Source organism: Moorena producens 3L (genome assembly GCF_000211815.1).
GTDB lineage: Bacteria > Cyanobacteriota > Cyanobacteriia > Cyanobacteriales > Coleofasciculaceae > Moorena > Moorena producens.
In genome coordinates, this window is sequence record NZ_GL890857.1 from 7,056 (window position 1) to 9,045 (window position 1,990).

Consider the following 1,990-nt stretch of genomic DNA (forward strand, 5'->3'; position numbering starts at 1 on the left):
ACCCTACGGCTCTTAAATAAAACTTATATATCAGCTGACAAATCAAAATTAGCTTTTCCCTGACTTGGTGCATAATTTTGATAGTTATTCACCATGGTACGAGACAACCGCAGTGCTTCTAAACGAGTCAATTCTAGGTTTTGGGGTGGAATCTGCTGCCAGATATCCAAGGTTTGTAACCGCTTTCTGGTTTTGCCTGTTGCCCCTACAATAAATACTTCACGACCTTTATCTAAGGCTTCTTGAATGGCATTTTCCAAAGCTAGGGAAGCGGTAACACCTAAAATAGGTACATCACTGAAATCCAGAATCAGCACATCAAAACCTTCAATGGCATTGTGTTGACGGGAAATTGCTTTTGCAACCCCAAAAATCATCGGTCCACTGAGATGAAAGAGTACAATACGACCGTCACCTTGATCCAATAGTACTTTTTCCTCCTGGGAAAGCTGAATTTCCTCATCGTCATAGGTAATCGCCTTAACACTGTCTGCTCTATGAGCACTAAGACGCTCAATGGTGAGGATATTGGCAATAAATACTCCTACTCCCACCGCCACAATCAAGTCAACAAAAACAGTCAGTAAAATCACCCCGTACATAATCAGGGATGCTTTCCAAGAAATTTTATGGGCACGCTTGAGGAAACCCCAGTCAATAATATCAATACCTACCTTGAGGGCGATACCAGCCAAAACAGCAAGGGGAATCGTTTTGGTGAGGGGGGCGGCCCAAAGCACAACTACTAGTAATGCTAAAGCACGGGCGATTCCAGAAAGGGCACTCCTACCCCCGGATTGGATATTAACCACAGTTCCCATGGTTGCGCCAGCTCCAGGAATACCGCCAAATAAACCGGATACTAAATTACCTAAACCCTGGCCCATTAACTCTTTGTTAGAATCATGTTCGGTACGGGTTAAACTATCAGCAACCAGGGAGGTTAGTAATGCATCAATGCAGCCCAATGTAGCTAGCACCAAAGCATCAACCACCATTAACTGTAACTGTTCAGTGCTAAACACCGGTAGACGCAAACTAGGCAAACCAACAGCAATTTCCCCAATACGGCGAATATCTACCCCAGAGAAAAATACCAAAGACAAAACTGTTCCCAGAATTAATGCTAGCAACTGGGGTGGTAAGATGCGTTTCCATTTGCGGGGCATTAAAACAATAATTGCTACGGTCAAAACAGCTAAAACAGTTTCAACCGGGTTGATGTTTGCTATCAGTGTGGGCAAACTAGTAACTGTGCCAATGACGCCACCCTTAGGGCTACCTTGACCCAAAAAAGGAGCCGTTTGCAAAATAATTAGTATGATTCCAATACCCGACATAAAACCGGAAATGACGGTGTAGGGCATCAAAGTAATGTATTTGCCTAGGCGCAGAAAACCAAACAGAATTTGAAAAATTCCGGCTAACATGACCACGGTAAAAGCCATAGCCATGCCGTTTTCTGGATTAGCAGCCGTAAGGTTAGCAATTACCGCTGTCATCACCACTGTCATGGGGCCAGTGGGTTCAGAAATTAGGGTGGGAGTACCTCCAAATACCGCAGCAAAAAAGCCAATTAATACAGCACCCCACAAACCAGCTTCTGCTCCAGCACCGGAGGCGACACCGAAGGTAAGAGCCATGGGGAGGGCGATAACGGCGGCGGTTAGTCCACCAAAAATATCCCCCCTAATGTTACGAAAGTGAATTTGGTTAGTTAGTTGCACAGTTAAATTAGATGTAGGTAATTGTTACATTACATGTAGGTAATTACTTTTTACTGTACTGCAAATACATCCATTATATTTATTGAAGTATTTTACTAAAATCATTTACTTTACTCTATGGTAAAGGCACAAGCCCCAGAAACATAAGCCGTTAACTTAATATTAATAATTTATTAATAAGTACCTTAACTTAAGAAAAACTCATGGCAATTATCGATTTGCTTTATGGCCAGGGGAGATAGGGAGATGGGGAGATAGGGAGA

General features: G+C 42.9%; 1 protein-coding gene. It reads right to left on the reverse strand.

The annotated features are described in order from the left end of the window. Window positions 1-23: 23 nt before the first annotated feature. Entirely contained in the window at window positions 24-1,727 is a 1,704-nt protein-coding gene (bicA, locus tag LYNGBM3L_RS11380) for a bicarbonate transporter BicA (RefSeq protein WP_008182665.1), read from the reverse strand. Window positions 1,728-1,990: the final 263 nt, after the last annotated feature.